Below are 21,680 nucleotides of genomic sequence, written 5' to 3'. Positions count from 1 at the left end.
CAAATTCCTCACCGCCCAGTTACTTTTTCAAAAATGCTTTCGATCCAGAACTCTTTTTTCTCTTCGTAAATTGCATTGATCTTTTCAAGCTCCCTGCGGCTCTGCGCGGTAATTTTATCTCGTTTGGCGCTGGCATGGTCTTCTTCATATGCTTTAATCTTTTCCAGTCTGGCGTTTTGCCGCTTTACAATGTCCTGTTTGATGGTTTCTCTTTCTTTTTTTGCGTCTTCAAAAATAGATTCACACTCTCTTTGGGCGTCTTCCACCATCTCCTGTGCTTTTTTCTCAATGAAAAAGATGCTGTTTAAAACCTTTTGCAAACCGTCCACCTCCTATGGATCATTGCCTTAATTTCTAAAGCTGTGCAGCGGAGCCGGAATTCTTCCGCCCCGTTTAATAAAGTCTGCGCTTTTTTTATCGTTCACAGCCATCACGGGCCCGGTGCCCAAAAGGCCGCCGAACTCCACAATGTCTCCCACCTTTTTGCCGGGAGCCGGAATAATCCGCACTGCGGTTGTTTTGCTGTTCACCATTCCAATTGCCGCCTCGTCTGCAATGATTGCGGAAATTGTTTCGGCGCTTGTTTCGCCGGGAATACAAATCATGTCAAGCCCCACGCTGCAAACGCAGGTCATGGCCTCTAACTTTTCTAAAGACAGGGTTCCTGCTTTGGCCGCCTCAATCATACCTGCGTCTTCACTGACGGGAATAAACGCGCCGGAAAGGCCCCCAACAAAGGAAGAAGCCATAATGCCGCCCTTTTTCACTGCGTCGTTTAAAAGTGCCAAAGCCGCAGTTGTGCCATGGGTGCCGCACTGTTCCAAACCCATTTCCTCTAAAATATATGCTACGCTGTCGCCAACGGCCGGCGTGGGCGCTAAGGACAAATCCACAATGCCAAAGGGAACGCCTAACATGCGTGAGGCCTCCCGGGCTACCAGCTGGCCCATTCTGGTAATTTTAAACGCCGTGCGTTTAATGGTTTCCGCCACAATCTCAAAGTCTGCGCCCTTCACCTTTTCTAACGCACACTTTACCACGCCGGGGCCGCTTACGCCAACATTTATAATATATTCTGCTTCTCCTACACCGTGATATGCGCCGGCCATAAACGGATTGTCCTCTACGCTGTTGCAGAACACAACCAGTTTTGCGCAGCCGAACCCGTCGGTGTCAGTTGTGAACGCAGCGGTTTGTTTTATAATTTTACCCATCAGCGCAACCGCGTCCATGTTAATGCCCGCCTTGGTGGTGCCCACGTTTACGCTGGAGCAAACCAGCTCTGTTTGGGAAAGTGCCTCAGGAATTGCGGAAATTAAGGCCTGCTCGCTTTTCGTCATTCCCTTGTGCACAAGGGCGGAAAACCCGCCGATGAAGTTAACACCGGTGGTCTTTGCCGCCCGGTCTAACGCTTTGGCCAGCTTTACATAATCCGCCGGGTTTTCAGACTGCAGCACCAAAGACACCGGCGTAACGGAAATCCGTTTATTAATAATCGGAATTCCGTAGCGGACGGAAATGTCCTCTGCAACCGCCACCAAATCTTTTGCTGCATTTGTAATTTTTTCATATACTTTTTCGCACACAGCGTCGGCGTCGCTTCCGGCGCAGCTTAAAAGGGAAATTCCCATTGTGACGGTTCTAATATCAAGATGTTCTTCCGAAATCATCTTGATGGTTTCCATAATATCGTTTCTGTCAAGCATTGGTCTCCTCCTTACACCCTGTGCATGGAGGTAAACAAACCTTCATGCTGAATGTTGATGGTAAGGGAAAGCTCCTCGCCGATTTTCTTTAAATCAGCGCTCAGCTCCTTTGCCTGAATACCCGACTCCTGCGTGTCCACGAGCATTATCATAGTGAACAAATCCTGCATAATTGTCTGTGAGATATCAAGGATATTGATACTGCGGTCTGCCAAATAACCGCTCACTTTGGCAATAATTCCTGTGCGGTCTTTTCCTACTACGGTAATAACTGCTTTCATTGTTTACTCCTAACTTCGCTAAAATGCGTAATTTTATTATTTTCTTCCTATGTTAATTAATACATTTTATAATACTACTTTTAAAATTAAAAGTCCAGTTAAATTTCTAACAAAGTATCAAAACCATCTTTTTGTTTTTTATGCACTTTTTACCATCTTTTTCTTTCTTAATTATAACAGTCATTTCTCTTTGCGGCAACAGACAAAGAACCAGCTTTTGTCTGTTTTTTGGTCATTTAGAGCTGTTTGCCTAAATTTAAGGCACCTAATGCCATATGTCTGTTTTTTATGTTGATACATAAATAAAATTTTCTCTTTTAAAATGTTTTAATTTAGTGTATAATGATAGATAAGTGAGCATTTGCAAAATGCAAAGAAAGGATTTGATTTTTATGGCACATTCTGTGAAGCTGTCCGCAATTATTCAAGAATATGGTTTAGATTTAATCTGTACGCCGGAAGGGTATGAAAATGTGGAGATTACCGTTGCCGACGTAAACCGCCCCAGCCTGCAGCTGGCCGGATTTTATGAATATTTTGACCCCAACAGGATTCAGCTCATTGGCAAGGTTGAATATACATATTTGGAATCCCTTTCCTCTGAGGAACGGTTTTCCGCACTGGAAAGTTTAATGAAAGAGCCCATTCCCGTGGTAATTTTAACCCGGAATTTAGAGCCGTTTCCGGAGCTGATTGCCTGCGCGGAGAAATACCGCCGTCCGGTAATGCGCACAAAATCCAGCACATCCCGGTTTATGAGCGCCATCATTCTCTATTTAAACGTGGCCTTGGCCCCAATGACACAGCTCCACGGCGTTTTGGTGGAGGTTTACGGCGAGGGGATTTTGCTTTTGGGAGAAAGCGGCGTTGGAAAATCGGAAACCGCCATGGAGCTGGTGAAAAGGGGACACAGGCTGGTTGCCGACGACGCGGTGGAAATTAAACGGGTGTCGAACAAATCGCTGGTGGGCAGCGCACCAGAAATTATCAGGCATTTTATTGAGCTTCGCGGCATAGGAATTGTGGATGTAAAGCGTATTTTTGGTATGGGTTCTGTAAAAGATACGGAAAACATTGATTTGGTCATTAACCTGGAAAACTGGCAGAACGGCAAAGCCTATGACAGGCTGGGAATTGAAACAGAGCACACCGATATTTTAGGCATAAAAGTGCCGTCGCTTACCATTCCCATTAAGCCCGGCCGGAACCTGGCCATTATCGTGGAGGTTGCCGCCATGAACCAGAGGCAGCGCAAAATGGGCTATAACGCCGCACAGGAATTAAACGACAGGCTTTTAGACCAGATGGGCGTATAAGTTATATAACATAGAAAGGAATTTTTTATGGTCACAGAATCGTTTGTTCAGGAAGTTTTGGCAATTCAGCCGGTAAATGTGGAACGAAACGTTCCTATGTCCCGATATACCACCTTTCAAATCGGCGGTCCGGCGGACCTATTTGTGGAACCGGCGGGGGAGGAAGCATTTTCCCGCCTTGTAAAGCTGTGCAGGAGCAAAAACGTGCCGTTTCTGCTGATTGGCGCAGGCTCCAACCTTTTGGTCAGCGACGCTGGGATTGACGGCGTGGTGTTCCGGCTGTCCGGCGCGTTTGACTATGCCAAGGCTTCCGGCACCGAACTGGAAGCCGGCGCGGCTACATCCTTGGCAAAGCTTGCAAAAACCGCGCAGCGGGCCGCTCTTTCCGGGCTGGAGTTTGCCTCGGGAATTCCGGGCAGCTTAGGCGGCGCTGTCTTTATGAACGCCGGGGCCTATGGCGGGGAAATGAAAGATGTTGTGACTCAGACAAGGTTTTTAGATGAAAACGGCGATATGCAAACCGTTTCCCGCAGCGAGCACGATTTTTCTTACCGGCACAGCGTGTTTTCCGCCGGCGGAAAATTCATTCTGTCTGCCAAAATGAGCCTGTCGCCTAAAAATCCGGACGAGATTTTGGCTTCCATGCGGGATTTAAACGCCCGAAGGAAAGAGAAACAGCCGCTGGAAAAACCCAGCGCCGGCAGCACCTTCAAGCGGCCGGAGGGCTTTTTTGCCGCGAAGCTCATTGAAGACGCGGGACTGAAAGGAGCAGGCGTAGGCGGCGCAGGTGTTTCAGAAAAGCATGCGGGCTTTATTGTGAACAACGGCGGCGCAACCTGTGAAGATGTGGTGCGGCTGATTGCAAAAGTGCAGGAAACTGTGTTTTCAAAGTTTGGTGTGACGCTGGAGCCGGAAGTAAAAGTGATTGGAAGATAGAGAATTCCGTGCGGAATTTTATTTAATTCCGCACGGCTTCCACACAACATCTTGAAGGCGGCCTGCAACTTGCCACAACACCTGGAAAAGCGCAAAAATATCTGGTTTTTTGCAAAAAAACACTTGACTTAAACCTGTGTTTATGGTATAGTATAGGGTGCTTGAAGTGGATAGGTTCTTTTTTTTTTTTGCTCACAAAAAAAAACACCTATAACGGATCAGAATAACAAAAATGCTTAGGAGGCGTTCCATATGAGAACAAGAATTACTCTTGCATGTTCAGAGTGCAAACAGAGAAATTACGACACCATGAAGGAAAAAAAGAATACACCCGACAGACTGGAGCTTAACAAATACTGCAGATTCTGCAAAAAGCACACGCTGCACAGGGAAACAAAATAGGTTTCCGTTTAAACTAATTGTAAGGATGTGAACGATATGGCAGAAGCTACACAGAAAGCAAAAAAGGGCCCCGGCAAAGTTGCAACCTATTTTCGTGAAATGAAGTCTGAATTCAAAAAAATCGTTTGGCCAAGCTTTAAACAAGTTAGAAATAACACCGGCGTTGTAATTACATTCATTATTTTGCTGGGCGTATTTATTTCTTTAATTGACCTCGGGTTCACGTATCTGCTCTCATTTATGAAGTAGACAGCTGTTTTAATAACACATGACGCTGTGAAGAAAAAAGCGCATGGGAAAAGGAGGCAAAAAGAGGCTTTGCTTCTTTTGGACAAATATGGCTGAAGACGCAAAATGGTATGTTATTCATACATTTTCAGGATATGAAAAAAAAGTTCAGACGGATTTGGAAAAAACCATTGAAAACCGCGGCCTACAGGATTTGATTTTAGAGGTGCAGGTTCCGATGGAAGAGGTTGTGGAGCAGAAGGGCAACGAACAAAAGGTTGTGCAAAGAAAGCTCTTGCCCGGCTATGTCATGGTGAAAATGATTATGACAGACGACAGCTGGTATGTAATCCGCAACACACGCGGCGTTACGGGGTTTGTTGGCCCCGGCTCGAAACCCGTTCCTTTAACCGAGGAAGAGGTTCATTCCATGGGAATTGAACGCAGGGTTGTTGAGGTTAATTTCAGCGCAGGCTCGTCTGTCCGCGTTACCGACGGTGCATTTGCCGACTTTGTTGGCGTGGTGGACGAAATTAACACCGAAAAACAAACCGTTCGCGTTATCGTTTCCATGTTCGGCCGCGAAACGCCAGTTGAACTTGACTTTTCACAAATTGAAGTGTTAAACTAATGTTGTTAAAAACGCAGGCGGGCTTCCGCCGGCTTTTATAAAGGCGGTCTGCTTTCGGGCAAATGCCTTTTCGGGCAGTATATTTGCTGCCCTGCGCGGGGTTTTCCGCGTGTGGGAGGACGGGAAATTTAAAAATCCTGTTCGCCATTACCACATTTGTTAAAGAGGAGGTGCACAAAATGGCACAGAAAATCACAGGTTACATCAAGCTGCAGATTCCGGCAGGCAAAGCTACTCCGGCTCCCCCGGTTGGTCCTGCTTTGGGTCAGCACGGTGTAAACATCGTTCAGTTCACGAAGGAGTTTAATGAAAAAACAGCAAAGGACGCAGGATTAATTATCCCTGTTGTTATCACAGTTTATGCTGACAGGTCTTTCACATTCATCACAAAAACTCCCCCGGCGGCTGTACTGTTAAAGAAAGCCGCTAAAATCGACAAGGCTTCGGGTACGCCCAACAAAACAAAGGTTGCTACGGTCAGCAAAGACGCTGTAAAACAGATTGCTGAACAGAAAATGCCTGACTTAAACGCAGCATCCATTGAAGCTGCCATGAGCATGATTGCAGGAACTGCAAGAAGCATGGGCATTACTGTCGAAGACTAATTCGATTTTTAATTAAGTGGGAGAGCGAACATTCGCTTGTTTGACCACAGAAGGAGGAAACAGAATGTTTAGAGGAAAAAATTATAAAGAGAGCGCGAAGCTCATCGAAAAATCAAAGCTCTATGACTCTGACGAAGCTTTGGACCTGGTTGTAAAAGCTTCTAAAGCAAAATTTGACGAAACCGTTGAGGTTCACGTTCGTTTGGGCGTTGACTCAAGACACGCAGACCAGCAGGTTCGCGGCGCCATTGTTTTGCCTCACGGCACAGGTAAGGTTGCCCGTGTTTTGGTGTTTGCCAAAGGTGAGAAAGCTGACGAGGCACAGGCCGCAGGCGCAGACTTTGTAGGCGCTGAGGAACTGATTCCCAGAATTCAGAACGAGAACTGGTTTGATTACGACGTTGTTGTTGCAACACCCGATATGATGGGCGTTGTAGGCCGTTTAGGTAAGGTTTTGGGCCCGAAAGGCTTAATGCCCAGCCCGAAAGCCGGCACGGTTACAATGGACGTTACAAAGGCCGTTAACGAGATTAAATCCGGTAAAGTGGAATACCGTTTGGACAAAACCAACATCATCCACTGCCCGGTGGGTAAGGTTTCGTTTGGCAAAGAAAAGCTTTGCGAAAACTTTAACGCTCTTCTTTCTGCCATCATTAAGGCAAAGCCGGCGGCAGCAAAGGGCCAGTATATTAAAAGCTGTGTCGTAGCTTCTACCATGGGCCCCGGCGTTAAAATTAACCAGACAAAACTGTCTGACTAATTTTGCTTGACACAGAAACAAATTTCTGGTATACTTGATTTAGTAAAATATTTTCCGCAGACAGCAGGCGCCGTTATCGGCTTAAATTTGCCCGCCGAGGAAACGCTTTAAAGGTGATTTAGGGCTTTTCTTCGTTTGCGGAGAAAAGCCTTTTATTTTTTATTACACAGTGAGGTGAAAAATCATGCCAAGTGAAAAAGTTTTACAGCAGAAACAGCAAATGGTTGCTGACCTTTCTGAAAAGCTGAAAACAGCGGCTGCCGGCGTTTTTGTCGACTACTGCGGTTTAACGGTTGAGGAAGACACACAGCTTAGAAACAAGCTGCGTGAAGCAAACATTGAATATGCGGTTGTGAAAAACACCCTGACAAAACGTGCGGCAAACGACGCGGGCTTTAACGAATTCGACGAAATTTTAAACGGCCCCACGGCTTTGGCCCTCAGTTTTGAAGATGTTGTCGCTCCGGCGCGCGTTTTAGCTGAATTTGCAAAAGATAACGAAGTGTTTGAAATTAAAGCCGGCTTTATGGAAGGCAGGGCAATGTCGTTAGAAGAGATTGACGCATTGAGCAAAATCCCCTCGAAAGACACGCTTTATGCTATGCTGGCAGGTGGCTTGAACGCAACAATCGCAGGCCTTGCAAGGGCAATCGACGCTGTTCGTGAACAGAAAGAAACAGCTTAAACGAAAAAACAATTTAACGTATTTTTACGAATTTAAATTAGGAGGAAAATTAAAATGAGCGAAAAGATTACTGCTATGATTGAAGAAATTAAGGCGCTTTCCGTTCTGGAATTATCAGAACTGGTGAAAGCAATTGAAGAGGAATTCGGCGTTAGCGCGGCTGCTCCTGTAGCTGTTGCCGGTGCAGCTGCTCCCGGAGCTGCTGCTGCAGAAGAAAAATCTGAATTCGACGTTGAGCTGACAGAAGTTGGCGGCGAAAAGGTTAAGGTTATTAAGGTTGTTCGTGAAGTTACCGGCCTTGGCTTAAAAGAAGCAAAAGAAATGGTTGACGGCGCTCCGAAAGTAATTAAGGAAGCTGCAAGTAAAGAAACAGCTGACGAAATCAAAGCAAAACTTGAAGAAGTTGGCGCAAAAGTTACATTGAAATAATTTTATTACATCTAAAAACCGTGCGGCAGCAAAAAGCCGCACGGTTTATTTTTGCCTGTCTTTTCTGTATCTGCCGGGTGTCGTTCCCATGTGCCGTTTAAAAAATGTAATTAGATGACTCGCATCATAAAGTCCCGTTTTTTCTGCAATTTGCGCAAGGGGCATGTCAGACCACCGAAGCAATGTACAGATTTCATTCATCCTGATATTGTTGATATATTCCATCATGCCACAGCCCAATTCCCTATTCGAAATCCGCTCAATCTGGCTTTTGGAATAATTTAAAAGCCGGCAAATGTCCGTCACCGTTAAACGAAATGGGTCACGCTCCTGCAAAATTTTTGTAACTTTTTCTGAAAATGACTCTTTCTTTTGGTTTAATACTGCCTCCATGGTATCAATTACAATCCGTTCTGCAAAATTTAATAAATTTAGCAAATTCAGCGGCATGGGATTCCGCATTTTCTCTTCAAGAGATGAAAAACGTTCCGTTACAGACCGAACCGGCGTAACGGTAAACTGATTTTCAAATGCTCCCCTGGCAAGAACGGCAAGTTCTTCTTGCTTATGTTCCAGCGTCAAATCAATTCCGAATTGTCTGTATCCGCCGTTTGACTGAAGCTTGTGAATAAGCCCCGGAGGCACTACAAAAACCTGGTTTTGGTGTATGTTTGCCGTTTCATTTTTACAGATTACCCGAACCTCCCCTGACAGCACCAAATTAACATGGTAAAATGTTTCATGCTGGTGAAAGTCCATCTCATAGTGCGGCTTGCGCTCAAATAAATGGAACATCCGAAAAGGCGTTGGCAGCTCTCTTTCAAGCATTACATCTACATTTTTTGTTTTTTCCATACTGCATCTCCTTCTATGGGTCTATTATACAATTTTATGATACTGCTGTCAATTGTACTTTTTCGTATTTTAAAGTATAATTGACCTTAAGGAGTGATATTACATGAATTATGAAAAAAACGACTATTTTAAGATTTTAAAAACCTGGTGTGACACTCTTATAAAATTACAAATGAAAGAGCCGCAATCCCCTGCCATTTACGGCGGTATTTTTTGTCCTGCCTGCGGCAGAATTCACGGAAGAATTAACGATTGCATGTACCCTCTTATTTATCTATATAAAAAAACAGGGGATAAAAAATATTACGAAGCGGCAAAGGACGTGTATTGCTGGACAAAACACAACACCCACAGACCGGGAGGCTTCTTTTTAAACGACCCCAATTGTCTTTGGTTTGCAACCACCGTCTTTTTTAACATACAGCTGGGCGAGCTTCTTTATCATTGTAAGGATGTAATTTGCCCTATCGAATGGGAGGAATGGAATGCATCATATTGTGAAACCTTAGATTTTATTTATAAAAATTTTAACGAAAATCTAAGCTGCAACATCAATTACCGGATTGCGGCTGCCGCCGCAATGGCTGTTGCATGGGCAGTGAAAGGTGAGGAAAAATATAAACAAAGGGCACGCGAGCTGGCGCTTTATGCCATAAACCATATTGGGGAGGACGGTTTAATTTTCGGCGAAACCCAGGGGCTTGATTCTTACGGCATCACTCCGCGGGGCTGCCGGGGTGTGGACTTAGGCTACAATGTGGAGGAATCGCTGCCAAACCTTGCGGTATATTTAAAATATATTGGTGAAGACCGAACTGTGGAGCAAGCCTTACTTCGCTCCATGGACGCGCATCTGTCCTTTATGCTGCCAGACGGCGCATGGGACAACAGCTGGGGATCACGCAGCGCCAAATGGACCTATTACGGCAGCAGAACCTCTGATGGCTGTCAGGGCGCCTACGCTTATTTGTCAGACCGCAATGCGCTGTATGCAGAAGCTGCACACAGAAACTTTTTACTTTATAAAAAAAGTACCCATAATGGCCTGCTGACCGGCGGGCCACACTATGCAGACGCGCGGCTTCCGACGTGCATTCACCACACCTTCTGCCATGCCAAGTCGCTGATTCCGCTGATTGAATCAAAAATGAAGCGGGATAAAGACCTACTGCTGCCCAGAGAAACCAGCAAGGGGATGAAAACGTTTTCTTCTGTGAATGTAACGCTGGCCGCGAAAGGCCATTTTAAAGCGTCCTTTTCCTGTTATGATTTTAATGCATTAAATGCATCAACAACACCCACAGGAGGCGCCCTGACCATGCTTTGGAATGATAAGGCAGGCGTAATTTTAGCGGCCAGTATAAACGAATATGATTTGGTTGAGAACTTGAATATGCAAGTCCCGCCATATTTTAACGATATTTGTCAAACTCCGAGATTAGAACTGAAGCGCGGAAAAGAAGTGTTTAGAAACACCCTGGACACCACTGCAAATATTACAGCGTTAGAGGATAAAACTACCCTGGTTTACAACGCGCAAGGCGTTTTAAAAAATTTTCTTCTGCGCGGAACGGAACGGTTTCAGATTACATATAAGCTTGGCGACAGTATATTTGAAATTTGTGCGGCAACCACAGCAGAGGACGCGGTTTATATTCTTCCGCTGATTGCAAGAAATACCGAAGCTTTAACGGTATGCGGCCCTGCAGCACAGTTAAAACGCGAAAATGCCGTTATTACCATTACATGTTCTCAGCCTATCACACACGACACCTCCATTGGCAAGCGGATTTTCCACCCCTGCGGCGGCTTTTTGTCCGCACATTTACGTGTTCCTATTCCTAAAAATCAGCAGGTCACACTTAAAATTAAGGTGCAATAAAAAAAAGCGGCATAGAAAAATCTATGCCGCTTTTTTTTATGTTCAGCCCTTTTCTAAATATGCCACTGTTTTTTCATCCAGCTTTGCATTCATTGCCGTTAACGTGTCTTTCATTTGCTCCTGTGTTCTGCAGGAAAACACAGCCGATATGGGCAGGGGATTGCAGGTAAGAAAGCTCAGCGCCACCGCAGACGGCGACAGACCCGTTTGTGCTGCCACTTCTTTTACCCGCTCAAACCGCTTTAAGTTTTCCTCTGTTAAAAACCGTTCTATTGCTTTGCTTTTTAAATCCTCCCCAGCAGCAAGCTTTGCAAAAAAGCCCTTTGCCTGGGAAGAAAACGCCATAACCGGAAGCTTCATTTCCATATAGGCATTGAATTCTGCATCGGTCATGCACACTAAGGTATCGTCTCCCAATCGCTCCGGCGTGGTTTCTGCCAGGGAATAGTTTATCTGGCTCACACAGATGCGCGCCTTGCTGTGCTGCTTTGCATATTCATTTGCCTCTTTTATTCTGTCCGTTCTCCAGTTCGACACGCCGCACACCTTTGCCAACCCTGTTTTCACAAGTTCGTCTAAGGTGTCTACAATTTCGCCCACGGGCATTTCGCGGCAGTCCCGGTGAAGCAGATACACATCGGTGTAATCTGTGCCCAGCGCCGCCAGGCTGGCCTTTATGTCAGAAAAGATATTTTCCCTGTCCAGCCGGGGCTTATGCATATCCCCTGCCGGTGGATGCCCTCCCTTTGTTGTGAGAACAATTTTATCGCGGTTTTTCCGGGTTTTAAACCATCTGCCAATGGCCTCCTCGGTCTGACCGCCGCTGTAAACCCTTGCCGTGTCAACACTGCTTCCGCCGGCCTCGGTGTACATGTCGAGAAACATTAAATATTTATCCATATTCTCCTCGTCGCCATAAGTGTTCGGGCCGAACGTCAGCCTCTGCATGGCGACCTCATTGATTCCGTTAAAAAGCTTTATCATGTAACCCACTTCCTTTCCTGTTTATTATATCAAAGGGAGATTTTGGTGTCAATAAAATTGAAAAGCTTAGCCTCTTTTTTGCGAAAAACATTGATTTTTATAACAAAAAAATATATAATTGAAGAATGAATGAATTGATGGAGGAATGGAATTGAAAAAGCTCATTGCAATATTCCTGTTTGTTTTGATTATGCTGTCTTTTCCTGCAGGCGTATTTTCTGAAAACGAACAGCCGTGGGAAGCGGAATATACAAGAATTATCAGCCAAATTCCGACCAAAAGCCAAACAAAATATATTTTGGCCGACTTAGATTATGACGGCACGCCGGAGCTCATAGCCGGAGATAAAGCAATTGTTTCGGCCTATACGTTTCAAAACAATTCCGTGATAAAAATCACAGATAACAAAGATATTCCGATTCAATATTTTGAAAACCTGAAAACAGCACAGAACAGCCTGACAAACCTGACGGAGTTTATGGGCCAGATTGCAGACGGTTCGGACATTGTAACCTATAAAATGAGCTTTTCAGATGGGCTGCCCCACGTGGAGGTTGTGGCGATTGAGCACAGCGACCGCACCGGCACCTTTAAAGGCAGCGGTGAAACTCCCCAAAGCGTGCCGGACTGCACCAGCCTGGTGGCCGAATATCTGGCTGGATTTACATTAAAACCTTTTACGCTCTGTGTATTATCAGCCAAGGAAATTGACGCCGCCGGGTCTAAAATTGAAGCCATCGAAAGCTTTTTGAAGCGGTATCGTTTTTTAAGTGCCCTTTCCGACGACACGTCGGACTTTTCAAAACAGCAGCGGGAAGCAATAAAAAAAGCAGTTGGAGACGGCCTGTTTGCAAGCTTTGACAAAATTTCGCGGCTGAGCGGCACAGACGTGTTTGTTCAGTTTTATGTAAACGACGCCGCGCAGGCATCTTTTGTCTTTCCCTATGCAAAACAATATGCTGTGGTAACCAACGCTGACAGCACCTCCGGTGGACCGGGCGCCGCCGTGATTTACGGCCACGAGAGCGAGCTTGACATTTCGTATCTTTCTGGTCTGAAAACCCAGGAAAACGAGGCCTCAAACGTTTATATTGATTATACGAAAACCATGTCGTTCCGCGGAATTGACGATTATGTTAACTATTTATCTGCAGTTTTGTCCTCCTCCGGAAAAAACGCCAACGAAAACGGGAAAAAGGCCATTTCAGAATATATGGAGCATGCGGTAAACAGAAGCTCGCGGACGGAAATCAGAGCAAAAAACAACACGGTGACAGTAAATGACTATGGGGTATCGTTTATTGCGGAAAACGCGGCGGACTGTATGGAGCGGCTGTTAAAGCTGTGCGATTCCCAGGGGTTTTCCCAAATCAGGAAAGCACGCACCATTCCGGAGCTGGTTTGCGCTGATATTGACCTGTCACAGCCTGTCAGAATTGAATATGAAAAGGGCGTTGCCCAAAAGCTTGCCGGCGTATCTGGAATTCGGCTGATGCTCAGCGACAACCTGGGCATTTACATCACCGCGTCTGACCTGGCAAATTTAGAAGCCTCTTTTGATTTGTTCTGCATTGAATTTAAGAAAAACGGCGATGTTTTTTCTGTTGTGTTTACAGACAAAAACAACCAGACCATTGACTATATTAACGCGCCTGTGTGGTTTATCGTTCCTGCTCAAAGCGAATATTCCACCGTTATGGCCAGCTTTAAAGGCGGCACGGACAACTGGGGCGGGCAGTTCGACCCCAAGAACAAAACCATTGAATTTTCAACCAACTATTCCGGCGACTATGACATTGTGGAAAACGACATCACCATGAATGACATTGGCGGCGTGCCCTCCGGCACAAAGGAGGCCATTCGCTTTATGGTATCGAAAGGGATTTTTACTCTGGACAAGCACAACAATTTTAAACCGGAGGCTACCCTAAGCCGCTATGATTTTACGGCCGCTTTGGTAAAGATGTTTTATGCTACCAACGTGGATGCAAAGTCGGCGTTTTCCGATGTGCCGGAAAACAGCGAATTTTACCGCTATGTTGCCTCCGCTGAGGAACAAAACATTGCGGCGGGCTATGCGGACGGAACATTCCGCGGCAGCGAGCCGGTCTCTAAAGAACAGGTGGTTACCTTTTGCGGCAGAACGCTGACAGAAAAAAAAGGATATGCATATCCTGAAAACGACGATGCATATTTAAATTTTACCGACGCAGACCAAATTTCCCAGTGGGCGCGGCCGGACATTGCCGTTGCAGCCCAGTGCGGCCTGGTGAACAATGTGGGGGCCTTTTCTCCCTCCGGCGCGGTTACGCGGGCAGAGGGAGCGGAAATTCTTTATAAAACGTTTATGCTGCTTTACGATGTTTCACCTGTTACCACTGTGTCGTCCCTGCAATCCGGTGCGGACAGCGCTGTTTCGAACGCGCAGGAAACCTTTGACTTTGAATTTCGGGCGGCGCTTTGCATTTTAATTACCATTGTGCTGTTGTTCCTCTCTTATGTTCTTGTGAAAATCAGCAAGCGGAAAAAGGCGAAAAAGAAATAAAAAATGACAAAACGGCTGCTGTGCGAATGCACAGCAGCCGTTTTATATTCTACAGATTTTTATTTATCTTTTGGGTTTACAATGTCACGCCAGTCTAAATCGCCGCGCTCTAATCCCCGCACCAAAACCTCGGCCGTGGCAACATTGGTGGCTAACGGCACATTGTGCACGTCGCAAAGCCTTAATAGGGCCGAAACGTCTGGCTCGTGAGGCTGTGCCGTTAAAGGGTCGCGGAAAAACAGCACCAAATCGATTTCATTATAGGCAATTCTTGCTCCAATCTGCTGGTCGCCGCCCTGGGGGCCCGACAAAAATCTGTGAACGGAAAGGCCCGTTGCGTCTGACACCAACCCGCCGGTTGTTCCTGTGGCACACAGCATGTGCTTGGCAAGAATTCCTTTATATGCAATGCAGAACTGCACCATCAATTCCTTTTTCTTATCATGCGCGATCAACGCAATATTCATTCCATACCCTCCTGTCTGCAATTTTTAAATAAATGAATCATTTCGTGGTTATTTTACCATAAAGCAAAAATATTTGCTTGCAAGGACATTCTTGCAAAGCCGTCAATATGCACTTCTGCGCTTAGCGCAAATCGGCGGAGCCGAAGTCTTGCATAGCAAGGATTATCTGTGCATATTATACCATAGATAAGGTATGAAGTCCACAGCAAATTTCGTTTTTTTTGTATATTTCATATAAAGTTCACAATTATTTAACTTCTTTTTTATGTATATTGTTCAATTTTTATAGCATTTCCGGCAATATAGGCAATTTCCGGTACATTAGAAAACAACCGCTTAATTGCACTTTGCTTCACTTTAACCGACAAATCGCAGATTAAAAGCCGCTCGGGCATAAGCTTCATTGCAACCACAGCGGCGTCTTTTCTGCCGCCGGCACCGGCATGCACGCTGCCATATAAAGAGCCTAAAATAAACACATTTCCGCCGGCAATCACCTTCGCACCAGCCTCCACATCACCGATGACAACCAAGTTGTTGTCATATTCCACCGTTTCGCCGGCTTTCACCGTCTTTCTGCAAAACTTTGTAATGCCTTCATCCGTACCCAATTCGTCTAAGGGAGAATGCTTTTTGGGAATCATTTTCGGTTCTGTTTCAATGAACGTAACATCTGTTTCGCACAGGGCCTCGCGCACCGCGGGCTGAAGCAGATAAACCTCAGCTTCGGTAAGGGAGTTGCTGGTTAGAAAGACCTCCAGCGCAATGTCTTTAAAAAACTCTTTCGAGGCAGAAAGCTTTTCTATCAGCTCTGCGCGGCCTGTTTCAAAATCTGTATCGTCTACCGAAACGGAAATTCCTTTCGGGCTTCCTTTTAAAATAATCATTTGCAGCATGTCCTTTCTGTTTCACGTTAAAAATTTATGTTACGGAAGAAGCGTATATGGTTTTTCTTCTGTTGGTTTTTTATCGTCAGTTTTCGGTTTTTCAAAGTAGCTTTCCAATACTTCCCGGGCGACCCTTGCCGCCTTGGTTCCCGAATCGCCGTTTTCCAGCACCACACTGACGGCAATCTGGGGATTTTCCGCAGGGGCATAGCCGACAAACAGGCCGTTTGTGCCGCCGGGTACCTGGGCCGATCCTGTTTTGCCCGCAACAGACACGGGAAGGCCTGCAAACACGGAATAGGCCGTTCCCCCCGGTTCCGTTACCTTTAGCATTCCGTCCTTCACTGCGGTCAGCGCCTCTTTCGACGCACCTGCCATCTGGTTAATTTGGGGCTGCGCCGATTTTAAAATGGTTTCATCTGTTTCTGATTTCACAGCCTTTAAAAGCTTTGTTTTATAGTTTGTTCCCCCGTTGGCCAACGTGGCTGTGTAGTTTGCCAATGCTAAGGGAGAAAACAAGTTGTCCGACTGACCGATAGCGGCCTGAAGCACGTCCCCCGGATACCATTTCCCGCCGTTTTGCTCCCTGTTTTCCGGCGTTGCGATTTTTCCCTTTGCCTCTTCGCCGGAAAGCTCAACGCCGGTGAGACTGCCTAACCCAAACTTTTCAGCCGTTTCGGCAATTTTTTCAATTCCTGTGCGTCTTCCAACCTCATAGAAGAAATAGTTGCAGGACACGCCAATGGCCTCAGAAACGTTGATTGTGCCATGAGTTATGCCCTTTGTTCTGAAAATATTGCACTTAAATGTGCGGTCAAGATATTTATATTCGCCCTTGGTTTCCATTATTTCGTCCGGTTTCAGCACGCCGCTGTCGATTGCTGCAATGGTGGTGATGGGCTTAAACGTTGAGCCCGGCTCATAAAGCCCGGAGAGAGCGCGGTTAAACATAGGCTTTGATGGATCCTCCGCCATTTCATTATATTTTTCGCTGAATTCTGTAATATCATAGGTGGGATAAGACGCGGTGGCTAAAATTTCGCCGGAGTTTACGTCTACCGCCACCACCGACCCGCCGTTTTTTGAAGAAGCGGAGGATTTTGTCTCTTCCACCGTTTTCTTAAGTGTTTGTTCTGCGGCCAGCTGCAAATCCAAATCCAACGTTAAAATTACGGTATTTCCCGGTATGGGGTCTACCGATTCGATAAAGTTCGTCGACTCACCGTCAATTTTCCGCTCAATGCTGCTCACGCCGTCTGTGCCGCGCAGATATTGTTCAAAGGCCTTTTCAGCGCCCTGTTTTCCGATATAATCATTCCTGCCGTAGCCGCTGTTTTTCAGCTGGTCATACTCCGTACTGCTGATTTTGCCCACCCTGCCTAAAATGTGGGTGGCGGTTTGGGGGTAGAGATATTCCCGCACAGGCCGCTCATGCACGGCAACGCTGGGAAACAGGTCGGCGTGCTCTTTAATTTTTGTCACTGTTTCCATGTCGGCGTCTTCTAAAATGGTATAGGGCGCAGACACGGAAAACCCGTTTTTCTCCATTCCAAACCTTACGCCTGCAATTAGCCGTTTTTCTTTGTTTGAATAATTTTCGTCAATTTTATATTTTTCGCACAGCGCGTTCATTACGTCCGCTGCCGTGCTGTTTTCATCAAATCCATTTTCCGTTTTAAACTTTTTTTCCTGCTCGGCCTTATTTTTTTCTTCCTTGGGATATTGAAACCGGAAAGGAGAATCAAAAGAAATGGGCAGACTATCTTCATATTCCGCCGTGCTGCCCTTTTCTGTGAGAATTTTCAGCACATTTAAGATAGATGCATGTCGTTCCTGGGTTGTTTCGTTTACTTTTTCCAGCACAACAAAATATCCGGTGCGGTTGGTCACAAAGGGCCTGCCGTAACGGTCAGTAATCTCACCCCGCGGGGCAATTACCGGCACGGATAGAGACAGTCTTGCGTCCGACACGCTGCGATATTGCTTCCCACTTTTTAATTGCAGGGAAAACAATCTTGTAAAAATCATCACAAAAAACACCGCGGCAAAGACATACAGCACAAAATAGCGCCTGCGCGTGCTTTTTTTTAAGTTTCTATTCACGGCAAACACTCCTCCTCGAATCTTTGCTTACCGAGCATTTACACACAAACGGATATAGAATCGGTGTAACAATGCAATTATACAGCGCCTCGGGAATGATTTTATGGGTAAATGCAAAGCCAATCCGCGTTTCCCCCCACAAAAGAAAGTTCAGCCCAAATGTCGCCGCGCCATAGACAACAGACGCTGCAAGAACCCCCGCCGTTAACACCTTTAAGGACTTGTTGTAAAGACAGTCATGCAATGTAACGCACCCCAGCGATATGTATAGGTACAAAAGTGCGTCAAGCCCCTGAGGCCTTCCATTCAGCATATCCAGCAAAAATCCGCAGGCCGCGCTGAGCACAACGGCTGGCAGACCTCCTTTTTTTATACTGTAACACATGCAAAACACAAAAACAAGTCCCGGAACTACATGAAACACCGCGGCGGCATGGACAATGGTGGTTTGAACGACGATTAAAAACAAAACGAAAACGACGGCGAGCAGATATTGCACCGCGCTGCCCATAAAATCTGTTTTCGGTTGAAACCTGTTTAAAACCCTCATTTTTTGTGCCTCTCCCTGCTTTACTGTTTCGATTTAATTACCATTACCTCACGGATCCGCTCAAAATCCACTTCTGTATCTACAACCGCATAGTTGGTGTTTTTGGCGCTGTCCGTTAAAATTTCGCTGACGGTTCCAATTAATAACCCTTTCGGATAAACGCCCCCAATGCCTGAGGTTTCTATGGAGTCGCCGGCAACCAGCCCGGCGCTGTCGGCAATGAACGAAAGCTTTAGCTTGCCTTTGTCCTTTAGGCCCAAATCCCCTTCTGCAATGGCAATGTCCTGCGTTCTTGTCACTAAGGCGCCCACAGAGCTTTCCGGCTCGATAATGGAAGTAATTTCCGCCCAGTTGTCGCCCACCTCTGTCACCTTGCCCACCAGCGCCCGGCGCAGCACCGCCACGTCGTCTTTTTGAATGCCGCTGCTTGTGCCCTTATCCACCTTAAAGGTACCAAACCAGTTTCCTGCGTCTTTGGCAATGACCTCACAGCCCACCATATCATATTCCGTGCTGGTTTCCTTAAAATTCAAAAGTTCCCGCAGCCGCTCGTTTTCCTGTTTTAACGACTCAATCGACCGGGTTTCCTGTTTTAACACATCTATTTCTGTTTTTAACCGTTCGTTTTCTTCCCTGTAGGTATAAACATTTGAAAGCGCTTCAAAAAAACCGCCGACGCTTCTGCCCGCTTTGGAGAACACGCTTTGCACCGGGCTGAAAATAAACTGCGCGGCGCTGCTTAGCGGATTGGCCCTCCCCGCGCTGGTCAGCGAATAGGACACGCCCATAAATACGAATATCAGCGCCGTCAGAACCAAAACAACAATCAACCGTTTTTTTTCACGCTTTTTCATTCCTTCTGTCATCCCCTTTATTTGCGGCCGAACAGCCCCCTTTTTTGTTTGCGGGCGCCGTTTTGACTTCTGTCAGCAAGAACAGATAAGGCCATTCCCGCCCCAACGGCCACACAGTCTTCTGCATTTTCTGACACGGTAACATCAATGCCCGTCTTTTCCTGAATCAGCAAATCCAGGCCGGGCAGCTTTGCGCCGCCGCCCGTCAGCACAATGCCGCGGCTGACAATGTCTGCGGCAAGCTCCGGCGGCGTATTTTCCAGCGTGTCCCGCACCGCGCCGATCACCTTGCTGATGGTCCCCGCAATGGCACCCCGCACCTCGGACGAGGTAATGGTGAGGAGCCTCGGCAGGCCGGAAGCCAAATCGCGCCCCATTACGGATATGCTCTTTTCCTCACAGGAGGGATGGGCAGTTCCGATGCTGATTTTAATATCTTCCGCCGTCCGCTCCCCAATCATAAGATTATATATATTTTTTACATACTCTGCAATATCTGCATCCATTTTGTCGCCTGCATAGCGGATGGAGGTGCTGGCCACAATTCCTCCGAACGACACCACCGCCACCTCGCAGGTGCCGCCGCCAATGTCCACCACCATGCTGCCGGTGGCCTCGCTCACGGGAAGCTCCGCCCCCAGTGCCGCCGCCATTGGTTCTTCAATCACATAGGCGTTTTTGCCGCCGGAGCGCATTACCGCCTCTAACACCGCCCGGCGCTCAACCTCCGTCACGCCAAAAGGCACGCAGATGGTGACATGGGGGCGCATTACGCCGCCGGGGCAGGAGCGTTCGATAAATGCTTTTAACATGGCCTGCGTCACATCAAAATCTGCAATTACGCCGCCTTTCATGGGACGGATAACCATCACCTCATCCGGCGTTCTGCCAATCATGTTTTTGGCTTCCCTGCCAACGGCCAAAACCCTGCCGCTTTCGCTTTCTACCGCCACAACCGACGGCTCTTTCAGCACAATTCCCTTCCCCTTGCAGTAAACCAGCGTATTTGCTGTTCCCAGATCCACACCAATATATTTTGTCAACGAAAATTCCTCCCTCATAATTTATGTAAGGTTTTGCTGCTGAGGGATTTCAATTTGTATTAAGCCATACAGTCTATGTCAAACTCCGCTTTTAAAACCTGGGCCAGTTTGCAAACAGGCAGCCCCACTACGTTAAAATAGTCGCCGTCTAATTTGTCCACAAACAGAGCGCCCCTGCCCTGAATGCCATAGGCGCCGGCCTTGTCCATTGGTTCGCCTGTTTTCACATAGGCGTCGATTTGTTCTTTTGTTAACGCAATAAAATGCACCTTTGTCTCCACATAAAAGGACTCGCTTTTGGCGTTTTTTGTGTTCATAACCGTAACGCCGGTTAAAACGCTGTGCCATTTCCCCGCCAGGGCGGATAAAATAGCCTTTGCATCTTCTTCATCGCTTGGTTTTGTTAAAATGGTTCCTTCTGACACCACAATGGTGTCCGCCCCGATGATAACAGCCTCTTTGCCCTCACTTTTCACAATTGAGGCAACAGAAGACGCTTTTAACAAAGAGAGCTGTTCCACAACAAAAAAGGGCGGCAGCCCTTCCTCTATGGTTTCGTCCGCGCAGCTTGTCCGCACGGAAAAGGTAAGTCCCATTGCGCCTAACAGCTCTTTTCTTCTGGGCGACCCCGACGCAAGTATTATTTCCATATATTGTTGTCTCCATTCTTGCTTTTAAAATTCTTTTCCATGCAGAGGGGTATAATTCGGTTTGCCGCATATCCGGTGAGGCTTCCGGCAACAGCCGAAACCAGTAAAAGCGCCGGAAAATAGCGGAACACCCCAAGGCTTTCCAGCACGGCGGCGCAAACGGCAAGCTGTCCCAAATTAAAAAACGCAGCGCCAATGATGGATAGTCCGATTTCGGAAACTTTGTCCCTTAACATCATTTTTGCCGCTGCCATGGACAAAACAGACAAAACCGTTCCTGCACAGCCGTAAAAAAAGGCAAAAAATCCGCTGTATAACACAGAGGACAAAAAGCACCGTAGAACGCCAAAGGCAAGCGCCGGCTTTGCACCCATCAGGCAAAACACCACCATGGTAACAATGTTTGCCAGGCCGATTTTGCCGCCAGGCACTACCAAAAACGCAGGAATCAGGTTTTCAAAATATCCCAAAACCAACGCCAAGGCGCAGAACAGGGCAAAAACCGCCGTTCTTTTAGTATGCAACGCCGTCCACCTCCCCGCTTCCTTCGATTTTCACAATCAGCCTGTGGGGCAGGCAGACAATCATTTCTCCGGATTTTTGGATTTCGCCGATACACTGTCTGTCTTTGCAGTCCGAATCTATTACCCTTGCACCCTTTTTAGAAACTTCTATTTTATTATAGCCGAATTCCGTTTGAATTTCAAGTGTTTTAGGCTGGCTTAAAGCGTCTTGCTGATACCGGGCATATTCTTTCCCGCCAAGTTCAATTACAATGGTTTCACGGCCTGTTTTCGCAAAAATTACATTTGAAAACAGCAGAAGAAAAACCGCCGATAAAAGCACGCTCCAAAAAATAAGTTTGTCCGTTTTCGTCATGG

General features: G+C 46.6%; 25 protein-coding genes and 1 other annotated feature. Of the genes, 11 read left to right on the top strand and 14 right to left on the bottom strand.

Annotated features, from left to right (window positions below):
• Nucleotides 1-8: 8 nt before the first annotated feature.
• Genes H8698_RS10555 through H8698_RS10545 form a run of 3 tightly spaced genes read right to left on the bottom strand, consistent with a single transcriptional unit; the run spans nucleotide 9 to nucleotide 1,987 of the window.
• Nucleotides 9-320, bottom strand: a complete 312-nt coding sequence (locus tag H8698_RS10555; protein ID WP_249313461.1) for a hypothetical protein — start codon at nucleotides 318-320, stop codon at nucleotides 9-11.
• A gap of 27 nt (nucleotides 321-347) precedes the next feature.
• Complete coding sequence (locus H8698_RS10550) at nucleotides 348-1,706, bottom strand: PFL family protein (protein WP_249313460.1); 1,359 nt, start codon at nucleotides 1,704-1,706, stop codon at nucleotides 348-350.
• An 11-nt stretch (nucleotides 1,707-1,717) separates the two neighbouring features.
• Nucleotides 1,718-1,987 carry an ACT domain-containing protein gene (locus H8698_RS10545; protein WP_177680704.1) on the bottom strand — a complete coding sequence of 90 codons (270 nt, stop codon included), beginning with the start codon at nucleotides 1,985-1,987 and terminating at the stop codon, nucleotides 1,718-1,720.
• Nucleotides 1,988-2,379: 392 nt separating this feature from the next.
• On the opposite strand from H8698_RS10545, the gene hprK reads away from it, so the two are divergent.
• From hprK to rplL, 9 genes are all read left to right on the top strand, one after another.
• Nucleotides 2,380-3,303, top strand: a complete 924-nt coding sequence (gene hprK, locus H8698_RS10540; RefSeq protein WP_249313459.1) for an HPr(Ser) kinase/phosphatase — start codon at nucleotides 2,380-2,382, stop codon at nucleotides 3,301-3,303.
• A gap of 27 nt (nucleotides 3,304-3,330) precedes the next feature.
• Nucleotides 3,331-4,239 carry a UDP-N-acetylmuramate dehydrogenase gene (gene murB / locus H8698_RS10535; protein WP_249313458.1) on the top strand — a complete coding sequence of 303 codons (909 nt, stop codon included), beginning with the start codon at nucleotides 3,331-3,333 and terminating at the stop codon, nucleotides 4,237-4,239.
• 252 nt (nucleotides 4,240-4,491) lie between these two features.
• The gene (rpmG, locus tag H8698_RS10530) at nucleotides 4,492-4,641 is read left to right on the top strand and encodes a 50S ribosomal protein L33 (RefSeq protein WP_177677587.1); all 150 of its coding nucleotides are present in this window, start codon (nucleotides 4,492-4,494) and stop codon (nucleotides 4,639-4,641) included.
• Between the two features lie 36 nt (nucleotides 4,642-4,677).
• A complete protein-coding gene (gene secE, locus H8698_RS10525; protein WP_177677585.1) occupies nucleotides 4,678-4,890 on the top strand; it encodes a preprotein translocase subunit SecE in 213 nt (70 codons plus the stop codon).
• A gap of 88 nt (nucleotides 4,891-4,978) precedes the next feature.
• Nucleotides 4,979-5,500: a transcription termination/antitermination protein NusG gene (gene nusG, locus H8698_RS10520; RefSeq protein ID WP_249313645.1), complete on the top strand. Its 522-nt coding sequence runs from the start codon at nucleotides 4,979-4,981 to the stop codon at nucleotides 5,498-5,500.
• Nucleotides 5,501-5,679: 179 nt separating this feature from the next.
• Nucleotides 5,680-6,105 carry a 50S ribosomal protein L11 gene (gene rplK / locus H8698_RS10515; RefSeq protein ID WP_249313457.1) on the top strand — a complete coding sequence of 142 codons (426 nt, stop codon included), beginning with the start codon at nucleotides 5,680-5,682 and terminating at the stop codon, nucleotides 6,103-6,105.
• 64 nt (nucleotides 6,106-6,169) lie between these two features.
• Complete coding sequence (rplA, locus tag H8698_RS10510) at nucleotides 6,170-6,865, top strand: 50S ribosomal protein L1 (RefSeq protein WP_177677581.1); 696 nt, start codon at nucleotides 6,170-6,172, stop codon at nucleotides 6,863-6,865.
• A gap of 36 nt (nucleotides 6,866-6,901) precedes the next feature.
• Nucleotides 6,902-7,030 (top strand) — a sequence feature (ribosomal protein L10 leader region).
• 19 nt (nucleotides 7,031-7,049) lie between these two features.
• Entirely contained in the window at nucleotides 7,050-7,550 is a 501-nt protein-coding gene (gene rplJ, locus H8698_RS10505) for a 50S ribosomal protein L10 (RefSeq protein WP_177677579.1), read from the top strand.
• A 54-nt stretch (nucleotides 7,551-7,604) separates the two neighbouring features.
• Nucleotides 7,605-7,979, top strand: coding sequence for a 50S ribosomal protein L7/L12 (gene rplL, locus H8698_RS10500; RefSeq protein WP_249313456.1), 375 nt, complete (start codon nucleotides 7,605-7,607; stop codon nucleotides 7,977-7,979).
• Nucleotides 7,980-8,024: 45 nt separating this feature from the next.
• Here the strand turns inward: rplL and H8698_RS10495 are convergent, their stop codons facing one another.
• Nucleotides 8,025-8,834, bottom strand: a complete 810-nt coding sequence (locus H8698_RS10495) for a helix-turn-helix domain-containing protein (protein WP_249313455.1) — start codon at nucleotides 8,832-8,834, stop codon at nucleotides 8,025-8,027.
• 103 nt (nucleotides 8,835-8,937) lie between these two features.
• On the opposite strand from H8698_RS10495, the gene H8698_RS10490 reads away from it, so the two are divergent.
• Nucleotides 8,938-10,716, top strand: a complete 1,779-nt coding sequence (locus H8698_RS10490) for a glycoside hydrolase family 88 protein (RefSeq protein ID WP_249313454.1) — start codon at nucleotides 8,938-8,940, stop codon at nucleotides 10,714-10,716.
• Nucleotides 10,717-10,758: 42 nt separating this feature from the next.
• Here H8698_RS10490 and H8698_RS10485 read toward each other — a convergent pair whose 3' ends face one another.
• A complete protein-coding gene (locus tag H8698_RS10485) occupies nucleotides 10,759-11,700 on the bottom strand; it encodes an aldo/keto reductase (RefSeq protein WP_249313453.1) in 942 nt (313 codons plus the stop codon).
• A 151-nt stretch (nucleotides 11,701-11,851) separates the two neighbouring features.
• Between H8698_RS10485 and H8698_RS10480 the strand changes: the two genes are divergently transcribed.
• Nucleotides 11,852-14,245, top strand: a complete 2,394-nt coding sequence (locus H8698_RS10480) for an S-layer homology domain-containing protein (protein WP_249313452.1) — start codon at nucleotides 11,852-11,854, stop codon at nucleotides 14,243-14,245.
• 59 nt (nucleotides 14,246-14,304) lie between these two features.
• On the opposite strand, the gene mgsA is transcribed toward H8698_RS10480, so the two are convergent.
• The 9 genes from mgsA to H8698_RS10435 form a co-directional block, all read right to left on the bottom strand.
• Entirely contained in the window at nucleotides 14,305-14,712 is a 408-nt protein-coding gene (gene mgsA, locus H8698_RS10475) for a methylglyoxal synthase (RefSeq protein ID WP_177680196.1), read from the bottom strand.
• 263 nt (nucleotides 14,713-14,975) lie between these two features.
• Nucleotides 14,976-15,599, bottom strand: a complete 624-nt coding sequence (locus tag H8698_RS10470) for a septum site-determining protein MinC (RefSeq protein WP_249313451.1) — start codon at nucleotides 15,597-15,599, stop codon at nucleotides 14,976-14,978.
• Nucleotides 15,600-15,638: 39 nt separating this feature from the next.
• Nucleotides 15,639-17,702 carry a penicillin-binding transpeptidase domain-containing protein gene (locus H8698_RS10465; protein WP_249313450.1) on the bottom strand — a complete coding sequence of 688 codons (2,064 nt, stop codon included), beginning with the start codon at nucleotides 17,700-17,702 and terminating at the stop codon, nucleotides 15,639-15,641.
• Nucleotides 17,695-18,252, bottom strand: a complete 558-nt coding sequence (gene mreD, locus H8698_RS10460) for a rod shape-determining protein MreD (RefSeq protein ID WP_249313449.1) — start codon at nucleotides 18,250-18,252, stop codon at nucleotides 17,695-17,697. The genes H8698_RS10465 and mreD overlap by 8 nt, the downstream gene beginning before the upstream one ends.
• 20 nt (nucleotides 18,253-18,272) lie before the next feature.
• Nucleotides 18,273-19,106: a rod shape-determining protein MreC gene (mreC, locus tag H8698_RS10455; protein ID WP_177680779.1), complete on the bottom strand. Its 834-nt coding sequence runs from the start codon at nucleotides 19,104-19,106 to the stop codon at nucleotides 18,273-18,275.
• A gap of 17 nt (nucleotides 19,107-19,123) precedes the next feature.
• A complete protein-coding gene (mreB, locus tag H8698_RS10450; protein WP_249313448.1) occupies nucleotides 19,124-20,167 on the bottom strand; it encodes a rod shape-determining protein in 1,044 nt (347 codons plus the stop codon).
• A gap of 41 nt (nucleotides 20,168-20,208) precedes the next feature.
• A complete protein-coding gene (locus H8698_RS10445; protein WP_249313447.1) occupies nucleotides 20,209-20,799 on the bottom strand; it encodes a Maf family protein in 591 nt (196 codons plus the stop codon).
• A complete protein-coding gene (locus tag H8698_RS10440; RefSeq protein ID WP_249313446.1) occupies nucleotides 20,790-21,323 on the bottom strand; it encodes a Gx transporter family protein in 534 nt (177 codons plus the stop codon). The genes H8698_RS10445 and H8698_RS10440 overlap by 10 nt, the downstream gene beginning before the upstream one ends.
• The gene (locus H8698_RS10435) at nucleotides 21,313-21,678 is read right to left on the bottom strand and encodes a NusG domain II-containing protein (RefSeq protein WP_177680771.1); all 366 of its coding nucleotides are present in this window, start codon (nucleotides 21,676-21,678) and stop codon (nucleotides 21,313-21,315) included. The genes H8698_RS10440 and H8698_RS10435 overlap by 11 nt, the downstream gene beginning before the upstream one ends.
• Nucleotides 21,679-21,680: the final 2 nt, after the last annotated feature.

The organism is Congzhengia minquanensis (genome assembly GCF_014384785.1).
Lineage (GTDB): Bacteria > Bacillota > Clostridia > UBA1381 > UBA9506 > Congzhengia > Congzhengia minquanensis.
This window is presented reverse-complemented; position numbering and strand designations above follow the sequence as displayed.

Bases quoted from the DNA above. Each gene is read 5' to 3' on its own strand.
- H8698_RS10550 (WP_249313460.1), bottom strand. From the start codon at position 1,706: ATGCTTGACAGAAACGATATTATGGAAACCATCAAGATGATTTCGGAA.
- H8698_RS10545 (WP_177680704.1), bottom strand. From the start codon at position 1,987: ATGAAAGCAGTTATTACCGTAGTAGGAAAAGACCGCACAGGAATTATT.
- hprK (WP_249313459.1), top strand. From the start codon at position 2,380: ATGGCACATTCTGTGAAGCTGTCCGCAATTATTCAAGAATATGGTTTA.
- murB (WP_249313458.1), top strand. From the start codon at position 3,331: ATGGTCACAGAATCGTTTGTTCAGGAAGTTTTGGCAATTCAGCCGGTA.
- rpmG (WP_177677587.1), top strand. From the start codon at position 4,492: ATGAGAACAAGAATTACTCTTGCATGTTCAGAGTGCAAACAGAGAAAT.
- secE (WP_177677585.1), top strand. From the start codon at position 4,678: ATGGCAGAAGCTACACAGAAAGCAAAAAAGGGCCCCGGCAAAGTTGCA.
- nusG (WP_249313645.1), top strand. From the start codon at position 4,979: ATGGCTGAAGACGCAAAATGGTATGTTATTCATACATTTTCAGGATAT.
- rplK (WP_249313457.1), top strand. From the start codon at position 5,680: ATGGCACAGAAAATCACAGGTTACATCAAGCTGCAGATTCCGGCAGGC.
- rplA (WP_177677581.1), top strand. From the start codon at position 6,170: ATGTTTAGAGGAAAAAATTATAAAGAGAGCGCGAAGCTCATCGAAAAA.
- rplJ (WP_177677579.1), top strand. From the start codon at position 7,050: ATGCCAAGTGAAAAAGTTTTACAGCAGAAACAGCAAATGGTTGCTGAC.
- rplL (WP_249313456.1), top strand. From the start codon at position 7,605: ATGAGCGAAAAGATTACTGCTATGATTGAAGAAATTAAGGCGCTTTCC.
- H8698_RS10495 (WP_249313455.1), bottom strand. From the start codon at position 8,834: ATGGAAAAAACAAAAAATGTAGATGTAATGCTTGAAAGAGAGCTGCCA.
- H8698_RS10490 (WP_249313454.1), top strand. From the start codon at position 8,938: ATGAATTATGAAAAAAACGACTATTTTAAGATTTTAAAAACCTGGTGT.
- H8698_RS10485 (WP_249313453.1), bottom strand. From the start codon at position 11,700: ATGATAAAGCTTTTTAACGGAATCAATGAGGTCGCCATGCAGAGGCTG.
- mgsA (WP_177680196.1), bottom strand. From the start codon at position 14,712: ATGAATATTGCGTTGATCGCGCATGATAAGAAAAAGGAATTGATGGTG.
- H8698_RS10470 (WP_249313451.1), bottom strand. From the start codon at position 15,599: ATGATTATTTTAAAAGGAAGCCCGAAAGGAATTTCCGTTTCGGTAGAC.
- mreD (WP_249313449.1), bottom strand. From the start codon at position 18,252: ATGAGGGTTTTAAACAGGTTTCAACCGAAAACAGATTTTATGGGCAGC.
- mreC (WP_177680779.1), bottom strand. From the start codon at position 19,106: ATGAAAAAGCGTGAAAAAAAACGGTTGATTGTTGTTTTGGTTCTGACG.
- mreB (WP_249313448.1), bottom strand. From the start codon at position 20,167: ATGAGGGAGGAATTTTCGTTGACAAAATATATTGGTGTGGATCTGGGA.
- H8698_RS10445 (WP_249313447.1), bottom strand. From the start codon at position 20,799: ATGGAAATAATACTTGCGTCGGGGTCGCCCAGAAGAAAAGAGCTGTTA.
- H8698_RS10435 (WP_177680771.1), bottom strand. From the start codon at position 21,678: ATGACGAAAACGGACAAACTTATTTTTTGGAGCGTGCTTTTATCGGCG.